Source organism: Dolichospermum sp. DET69 (assembly GCA_017355425.1).
Classification (GTDB): domain Bacteria; phylum Cyanobacteriota; class Cyanobacteriia; order Cyanobacteriales; family Nostocaceae; genus Dolichospermum.
Genome location: CP070233.1, coordinates 1,453,969 through 1,462,500 on the forward strand (window position 1 = coordinate 1,453,969; position 8,532 = coordinate 1,462,500).

9 protein-coding genes and 1 rRNA gene (1 of these 10 only partly in view) are annotated in these 8,532 nt (G+C 39.9%); 7 read left to right on the forward strand and 3 right to left on the reverse strand.

Annotated features, from left to right (window positions below):
- Nucleotides 1-11: 11 nt before the first annotated feature.
- Nucleotides 12-338, forward strand: a complete 327-nt coding sequence (locus EZY12_07000; GenBank protein ID QSX69369.1) for a hypothetical protein — start codon at nt 12-14, stop codon at nt 336-338.
- A 144-nt stretch (nt 339-482) separates the two neighbouring features.
- Here the strand turns inward: EZY12_07000 and EZY12_07005 are convergent, their stop codons facing one another.
- Nucleotides 483-1,436, reverse strand: a complete 954-nt coding sequence (locus tag EZY12_07005; protein ID QSX69370.1) for a stage II sporulation protein M — start codon at nt 1,434-1,436, stop codon at nt 483-485.
- Nucleotides 1,437-1,515: 79 nt separating this feature from the next.
- Between EZY12_07005 and EZY12_07010 the strand changes: the two genes are divergently transcribed.
- Both EZY12_07010 and EZY12_07015 read left to right on the forward strand, forming a co-directional pair.
- A complete protein-coding gene (locus tag EZY12_07010) occupies nt 1,516-2,367 on the forward strand; it encodes a DUF975 domain-containing protein (GenBank protein ID QSX69371.1) in 852 nt (283 codons plus the stop codon).
- Nucleotides 2,368-2,377: 10 nt separating this feature from the next.
- The gene (locus EZY12_07015; GenBank protein ID QSX69372.1) at nt 2,378-3,157 is read left to right on the forward strand and encodes an RDD family protein; all 780 of its coding nucleotides are present in this window, start codon (nt 2,378-2,380) and stop codon (nt 3,155-3,157) included.
- A 102-nt stretch (nt 3,158-3,259) separates the two neighbouring features.
- On the opposite strand, the gene EZY12_07020 is transcribed toward EZY12_07015, so the two are convergent.
- Complete coding sequence (locus EZY12_07020) at nt 3,260-4,048, reverse strand: DUF1868 domain-containing protein (protein QSX69373.1); 789 nt, start codon at nt 4,046-4,048, stop codon at nt 3,260-3,262.
- A 90-nt stretch (nt 4,049-4,138) separates the two neighbouring features.
- On the opposite strand from EZY12_07020, the gene holA reads away from it, so the two are divergent.
- From holA to EZY12_07035, 3 genes are all read left to right on the forward strand, one after another.
- Nucleotides 4,139-5,125: a DNA polymerase III subunit delta gene (holA, locus tag EZY12_07025; protein QSX69374.1), complete on the forward strand. Its 987-nt coding sequence runs from the start codon at nt 4,139-4,141 to the stop codon at nt 5,123-5,125.
- 214 nt (nt 5,126-5,339) lie between these two features.
- A complete protein-coding gene (locus tag EZY12_07030; GenBank protein ID QSX69375.1) occupies nt 5,340-6,572 on the forward strand; it encodes a transposase in 1,233 nt (410 codons plus the stop codon).
- 111 nt (nt 6,573-6,683) lie between these two features.
- Nucleotides 6,684-7,169 carry a DUF4168 domain-containing protein gene (locus tag EZY12_07035; GenBank protein QSX69376.1) on the forward strand — a complete coding sequence of 162 codons (486 nt, stop codon included), beginning with the start codon at nt 6,684-6,686 and terminating at the stop codon, nt 7,167-7,169.
- 94 nt (nt 7,170-7,263) lie between these two features.
- Here the strand turns inward: EZY12_07035 and EZY12_07040 are convergent, their stop codons facing one another.
- Nucleotides 7,264-7,497, reverse strand: a complete 234-nt coding sequence (locus tag EZY12_07040) for a hypothetical protein (protein ID QSX69377.1) — start codon at nt 7,495-7,497, stop codon at nt 7,264-7,266.
- Nucleotides 7,498-7,761: 264 nt separating this feature from the next.
- Between EZY12_07040 and EZY12_07045 the strand changes: the two genes are divergently transcribed.
- A 16S ribosomal RNA gene (locus tag EZY12_07045) occupies nt 7,762-8,532 on the forward strand (it continues 716 nt past the right edge of the window).

Sequence of the window (8,532 nt, forward strand, 5' to 3'; positions counted from 1 at the left end):
AGATGCGTAGCATGAAAAAAAACAGTGTCATTATTTCAATCTCATGTTTTAAACATGAGTTTTTCCTGTTCCCTGTTGCCAGTTCCCTGTTCCCTCTGAATTTTAATTTAAAAGATTTTCCCTCTCAAAATATTTCTCAATATGGAATTGAAGCACAACATCCAGATCAGTTTATTTTGCATTTAATTGACCTCAACTCTCAGCTAGTTTGTCAAGCGGTTAAAAATCAATTAAATACCTTAAAAAATCCACCTATGATATTAGAGGAATTGTTAGAGGTTTTACGGAAACAACAACTTTTTCAGTCTGTTATTATTTTACGAGAATTATTGTTTTAGTAAATTTCTTTATCAAATATTAAGATACAGCACTTCCGTAGGTTATGCGGAACATCATAGCCCCCTCCTCGCTTGCGGGGAGGGGGTTGGGGGGTGGGGTTCTTATATCTCACTCAACCAATAACCGCTATATTAGATTCACAATTATTTCTGCTTCCGACTACAATACCTCACTAAAACCACAAATAATCCCATCCCCACCAAATATTTAATAGGATCTGGAATCATTGGATTTGGCGAGAAAAACCCCTCAATTAAACCAGCAATAATCAACATGGGGACAATCCCAAAAACCAATTGTACCGCCAAAGAACCATAAAACTTTAACCCATCCCGACGGCGATATTTACCAGGAAATAAAATTGCCCTTGCAAGTAATAATCCTGAACCACCAGCAAAAAATATCGCAGGTAATTCCAAAGCCCCATGAGGAAATACAAACGCCCAAAACGGATAAGCCAGATTATTTTGACCGACTAAAGCACCAATAGCACCAATTAACAAACCATTAAATAGTAGTAAATAACTTGTAAATAAACCCGCCGTCATTCCTCCAGCCACCGCACCAAAAGATACAGAAATATTATTCATCATAATATTACTAGAAGCTAAAGGTTCAGTCCCCACAATCGAACCCATCCATAGTTCACCCTTATCTCGTACTAGAGAAATCAATCTTTCTGGTACTACAAACGACATAAAGCTAGGATCTTGCCAAGCATACCACCAAGCAATTAAGCCTCCTAAAATAAACATAGCGGTGGCTGTGGCAATGTATAGGAACGTTTGCTGCACCACAGTAGGAAATCCCCACAGGTAAAATTCCTTAGCCGCTTGCCATTCCTGTCGCCGCGAACCCTGGTAAATTTGTGTATAGGCGCGAGTAGTCAAAGATTGTAAACTTTGAATTAACGTTTTACCGACTTGTTGAGTCCGCGCCCTTGCTAAATCCGCTGCCACAGACCGATATAAACTCGCTAATTCCCTAATTTCCGCAGAACCCAGAGACTTTAACCGTTTCTGTTCTACCTTCTTTAACAAAGCATCTAAACGTTGCCAATTAGCTTCTCGTCTTCCTATCCAACGTTGAATATTCATAAAATTTCTAAATACTTAGTACAGATTAGCTTAAGATAACTTCAAAGTAAGAGCCGTATTTTAGGAAAAAATTAACACCATGTCTGAAAACTTTGGTTCTCCTCATCCTATTCAACCTTTAAGTGTAGGTAGTGTTGTTAGTGCGGGAATGCGATTGTACCGTTCTCATTTTCAGAAATATTTTTTCATAGCCCTCAAAGCTTATGCGTGGTTACTCGTTCCTATTTACGGTTGGGTAAAATTTTACGCCCTCTCAGCCCTAATTTCTCGTTTAGCTTTTGGTGAATTAGTGAACCAACCAGAAAGTGTTTCATCTGGTGAACGTTTTGTCAATTCCCGTTTGTGGGAATTTTTTATTAATATGATCCTGATGGTTGCCATTAGTATAGGAATTACTCTGGGATTTCTCATTACTGGTGGTTTATTAATAGGTATACCAACGGCATTATTAGGAGGATTACAAGATAGAAACCCAGCTAATATAGGTATTATCATTTTAATAACTTTGTTAGTTATGATCATTGTCTTTACAGGGATTATATGGATAGGAACTAGATTTTATTTAGTAGATGTTCCTCTAGCAATTGAGGATGATGTTAATGGTAGTTCAAGCATTAATCGTAGCTGGGAACTCACTAAAGGGAGTATTGGCAGAATTGTTTTAATTTCTCTGATTGGCGTTTTAATTACCATCCCTATCCAATTTATTATTCAGATCATCACCACTATTATTCAGCTAATTTTTACACCTTTAATGCAGGAACGCAATCCTATTTTTGCAATCATCTTTTTGGTGTTAATAGTTGGGTTAAGTTTCTCCGGTGGGGCATTAATTGTCCCTTTTTGGCAAACAGTGAAAGCTGTTGTTTACTATGACCTCAGAAGTCGGCGTGAAGGTTTGGGTTTACAATTAAGAGATCACGATATTTAGTTTAAATATAATGCACCTTTTTAATCGAATTAAATTCACCACACCCGAAAGTGTAGAAATAGAATTTACCCTTGCTGGCATTGGTAGTCGGGCTTTAGCACTGATGATTGACTACCTAATTTTAGCTGTCACTTTAGTGGTAATGGCGTTAATATGGTCGTTTATTTTTCAGCAAGCAACTGATATTGGAGTCGGTATTTTTGGCTCTGATTTCGGACTATGGTTGATAGCCATATCTCTCTTAAGTTTCTTTTTTATTTACACAGGTTATTTCGTTTTTTTTGAAACTCTTTGGCGAGGACAAACACCCGGTAAAAGTATTGCTAAAATTCGCGTTGTCCGAGATGATGGGAGGCCTGTAGGTTTACAACAAGCAGCATTACGAGCTTTACTTCGTCCCATTGATGAATCTTTATTTATTGGTGCTTTTTTAATTACTTTCAACGAACGGGAAAAACGTCTTGGTGATTTAGCCGCTGGGACAATTGTTATTCAAACTGAAACAGTTGTGAAATCATCAAGTTTAGCTATTTCTGAAGCAGCTAAATCTTTTCATATTCAGTTACGAGAAATAGCCGATTTATCACCTTTATTACCCGATGATTTTGCCATTATTCGAGAATATTTACAGCGACGGAGTGGAATGTCAACAAAAGCCCGAATAGCACTTTCTTTAAAACTCACTCAACAAGTTCAATCTATTATTAATTTAGAAATTCTTCCAGGAAACATTGCTTCAGATGTATTTTTAGAAGCTGTTTATCTTGCCTATCAACAACCAGAATGGTAGGGGCGCAGGGCCTGCGCCCTCAATTGTATTTTATTCAACCAATAACCGCTATATAACTCGTAATTCATAATTATAAGTTACAAATTACGAGCTATGAATTATTTAAAAATCTAACCTCGGCCAGTCTGGTTGACGATAATAATGGGTCATATTATCAAATTTTCGTAGTTCCACCTGATTGATGACAAAATCTGGCGTATCTAATGGCAATGATTGATTAAACTCAGACAACATATTGCTGAGGTTTAGCCGGTCTAATTCTGGGGGAATTTCGCTAAAATACCCCAATGTTACATGAGCCGTAAAATTATAATGTTGCTCAATACCCAAGCCCATTAATGGGCGATTTTGATAAATTATCCGCCGGAATTGAATAATTTCCTCATAGGAACGTTTATCCTTAGGTACTAAACATACACCTACAGCCCTAGGCATGACAATCAATCCCAACATTTGCCAAGAAATGGGATCAGATTCCTTTGTCATCAATTGTTGATATTCTGCAAATCTCTCAGTTAATTGAGAGTTCAAGTCTTCAGCAAATTGGGGATTTTTTGCACAAGCATGATTAAAAGCACTATCCCAAATCAAATCTGCCACCGTTACATGAAAACTAACAGGAGGAACAGGTACAATTAAATCATTAGCAATGGGCAGCTTTAAAAGTTGCTGTTGGTAGGCTTGTATTTGGCTGTAAAAAGCAGCGTTGTTTGCATCTTCTCCTGCTGGTGGCGTAATCAGCGTATAGCCTGGAAAAGGTACAGCTTCCCTAACTCCATCATGAACCTGGAATTTAGAAGATTCCTGAATATGCTGAATTTGGGTTTTGTAAGCTTCTGGTAGCGTCATGCGGGCTACCCGATTTAAGTAGGTTTGGTAGTTGTCGTCCAATCTTGATCACCTTGCGCTCTTTTGATAGATTGTAGGGAGATTTACTCAATTTGACCAAATTAATTTTGGTTTTTTAAATTTTAAATTGCTATGCCAATATATTTTTATTGGGGTGAAGATGATTTTGCTATGGAAAAAGCCGTAGTAACTTTGCGAGATCGGATTCTCGATCCCCTGTGGACAAGTTTTAATTATACCTCCTTTTCCGCAGATCAACCTGATCCTATTGTCCAGGCTTTAAATCAAGCAATGACACCGCCATTTGGTGCTGGTGGGAGGTTGGTGTGGCTCATCAACACAACTATAAGCCAAAACTGTCCAGATAATATATTAGCAGAATTACAACGAACTCTCAAGGTCATCCCCGCAGATTCAACCTTACTATTGACCAGTCGAAACAAACCAGATGAACGCCTGAAAAGTACAAAACTCCTCAAACAGTTTGCGACAGTTTCCGAATTTCCCCTGATTCCTCCTTGGAAAACCGAACTTTTAGTCCAATCAGTGCAACAAGCTGCTCAAACTGTGGGGATAAAAATAAGTCCCCTCATAGCTGAACAATTAGCCGAATCAGTAGGTAATGATACCCGTCTTCTCTACAATGAACTAGAGAAATTACGTCTCTATACAGAAGGTAGCGGCAAACCTTTAGATGTAAATACAGTATCTGAATTAGTGAGAAATACTACTCAAAATACTTTACAATTAGCAACAGCCATCAGAACTGGAGATACTCCGAAAGCTTTAGGAATCTTAGGTGATCTCACCACCGCAGCCGAACCCGGTTTACGAATAGTTGCCACACTCATTGGTCAATTTCGCACCTGGTTATTGGTAAGAATGATGATAGACAGTGGTGAACGCAACCCGCAAGCGATCGCTCAAGGCGCTGAAATCTCCAACCCTAAACGCATCTACTTCCTACAGCAAGAAGTCAAATCCCTTAGCTTACAGCAACTCATATCGGCTTTACCTCTGCTATTAGAATTAGAAGTCAGCCTCAAGCAAGGTGCATCTGAAACTTCAACACTACAAACCAAAGTTATTGAACTTTGTCAACTATGTCACCGCATTTAACTAATTTGCCGTAAGTCTCCCACTGAATTTGGTAATCCGAATCAGTGGCGGGATATAAGGCAGGAAAAACCGAAATCCTTCTCAAATGAGCCGAGGCATAGCCTTTGTAAGAGCAAAGAACATTTGAGGTTTTTCCAAATATTATTTTATTTTTACTCTTTACCACAAAATATATATGGTGTTAACATAGTAGACACAAAGGAGGTGCTGTTGAGTGTTACACAAAGCTGTGCAAGTCCGTTTATATCCAACAGAAGAGCAGCAAGCACTATTGGCGCAGACATTTGGGTGTGCTAGATGGTGGTGGAATTATGCTCTAAACAAGTCCATCGAAACTTACAAAGAGACTGGTTTTGGACTTAGCCGTGCTGCACTCAACGCATTTCTTCCTCCGCTCAAAAAAGCTGAAGATACTGCATGGTTAGCCGATTGTTATAGTCAAGTTTTACAAGCTACAACTCTCAATTTAACTACTGCATATAAGAACTTTTTTGATAAGCGTGCGGGGTTTCCTAAGTTCAAATCTAAACATGGAAAACAGTCTATTCAATATCCTCAAAACGTCAAGATTGTAGATGGCAATATCAAACTTCCCGGTAATATTGGGATCATAAAAGCCAAAATACACAGACTTATTGAGGGGAAAATAAAGACCGTTACTGTTAGCAAAACACCTTCTGGGAAATATCTTGCGTCTATCCTGACTGAAATAGAAGGAGAAAATCCAACTATTTCAAAAGGTAAAATCTACGGTATTGATTTAGGGTTGAAACACTTTGCTGTTGTCACAGACGGCGAAAAAGTATCTTTTTACGACAATCCCAAGCATCTTGCCAAACACGAGAAAAACCTCAAGCGGAAGCAGAAAAAATTAGCCCGTAAACAAAAAGGGAGTAATTCAAGAAATAGATATAGAAAAGTTGTTGCCAAAGTATACGAACAAATTAGTAATTCTAGGCAAGATTTTCTACATAAACTTAGTTATAAGTTGGTCAGCGATAGCCAAGCTGTCATAGTAGAGAGTCTTCATGTCAAAGGCATGGTACGTAATCACAAATTGGCAAAAGCAATATCTGATGTGGGATGGGGAACATTTACCAATTTTTTAGCCTATAAGCTGGAGCGCAAAGGTGGAAAGTTGGTTGAAATTGATAGATGGTTTCCTAGTTCCAAGCTCTGTTCTAATTGTTTCTATCAGATAGGTGAAATGCCATTAGATGTGAGGAAGTGGACTTGTCCTCACTGTGGTACTCATCATAATCGTGATGGCAACGCCGCCACAAATATTAGAGCAGAGGGAATCAGAATGATCAAGGCGGAAAGTTCGTCCGTCTCTGCTGTAGGAGGGGAGATCAGACCAAAACTTGGGCGAAAGTCTAAGTTACGGCACTCCCCCGTGAGTACAGAAGCCGACACTGTACTTGGTACTCCAAGTCAGTGTGGGTAGTTCACTATCCCCATCAATATATATATTCAACCTTCACCGGAACTTCTAATTAAGAAAATAATTCAAACTCATTATCACGTTCCCTATTTTCCTTCTGTGTCACCTAGTTATATGCTCGAAATTTACAGTCTTCATTTAAGCAATCGGTTACAGCGAATTCTCTCTCAACCCCTGATTTTGGTAACTGTTGCCACTGCAAGTCTAATTTTCGGTACTTTCGGCTTCAATGCCAAAGTAGTTGCTGAAACTGTAACCGTTAATAATACGGAAGTAACTAATTATGCAAAAGCTGTATTGGGGATGGAACCAGTCCGTCAGCAAGCCTTTGAAGAAATTAAAAAAATTATCGGTAGCAAAGATATCCCCCAAGTAATCTGCAATGATCCCGCAAGTGTCAATGCACTACCCGGCAAAGCAAAAGATATTGCCGTAAATTACTGCAACCATTCTCAAAAAATAGTTGGGGATAGTGGTCTAACCGTTGACAGATTCAATAAAATCACCCTAGAGATTCAAAACAATAATAATTTAAAACAACAACTTTATAATACATTGCTGCGTTTACAAAAGGCTTCTCCCTCAAAAACCTCTAAATAAGTAGGGCTTGCATAAAAGAAAGCAAAAGAGTTGATAGATAAAGGTTTACAGGATTTCATAAGCAAACAAGTGCAAGATTATTGACAATAGATGTTTAAAAGTCCGGCATTTGCACCAAAAATAACCGCATAACTTCGAGGACTAATTGCCCGACTTTTCTCTTCCTTCTTCCTTCGTGTCCTTCGTCCCTTCGTGGTTCATTAACTCCTGGCTCCTGGCTCCTGACTCCTGACTCCTGACTCCTGACTCCTGACTCCTGGTTTTTCAACTCAAACACAATATTATTGCTGACCTGATAACTTAAGAATCGGCTGAGTCCCGATTTCATCAGGCTTTCAGGTATTATTTTTACTTCCCTAAAAAAAGATTGCCAAAACCCCTTGACAGAACTAGGAAGGATTGTTATATTGATTAAGTGCCGAAGAGAGAAACGACTCCCGGCAACTGAACCGAGAAAAAATAATACTTTGAAAGAATAGATTAAACCAATCCTCGTCGTAAGATAATTTAAATTACTAGGAATTAGTTCCTAGATAATTGTAGAGGATTCCGAGATTTTAACTAATGTCGGAGCCAACAAACTCGAAAACACAAAATGGAGAGTTTGATCCTGGCTCAGGATGAACGCTGGCGGTATGCTTAACACATGCAAGTCGAACGGTCTTTTCGGAGATAGTGGCGGACGGGTGAGTAACGCGTAAGAATCTACCTTCAGGTTCGGGACAACCACTGGAAACGGTGGCTAATACCGGATGTGCCGAGAGGTGAAAGGCTTGCTGCCTGAAGAAGAGCTTGCGTCTGATTAGCTAGTTGGTGTGGTAAAGGCGCACCAAGGCGACGATCAGTAGCTGGTCTGAGAGGATGATCAGCCACACTGGGACTGAGACACGGCCCAGACTCCTACGGGAGGCAGCAGTGGGGAATTTTCCGCAATGGGCGAAAGCCTGACGGAGCAATACCGCGTGAGGGAGGAAGGCTCTTGGGTTGTAAACCTCTTTTCTCAGGGAAGAAAAAAATGACGGTACCTGAGGAATAAGCATCGGCTAACTCCGTGCCAGCAGCCGCGGTAATACGGAGGATGCAAGCGTTATCCGGAATGATTGGGCGTAAAGGGTCCGCAGGTGGCATTGTAAGTCTGCTGTTAAAGAGTCACGCTCAACGTGATCAAGGCGGTGGAAACTACAAAGCTAGAGTGTGGTCGGGGCAGAAGGAATTCCTGGTGTAGCGGTGAAATGCGTAGATATCAGGAAGAACACCGGTGGCGAAGGCGTTCTGCTAGGCCAAGACTGACACTGAGGGACGAAAGCTAGGGGAGCGAATGGGATTAGATACCCCAGTAGTCCTAGCCGTAAACGATGGATAC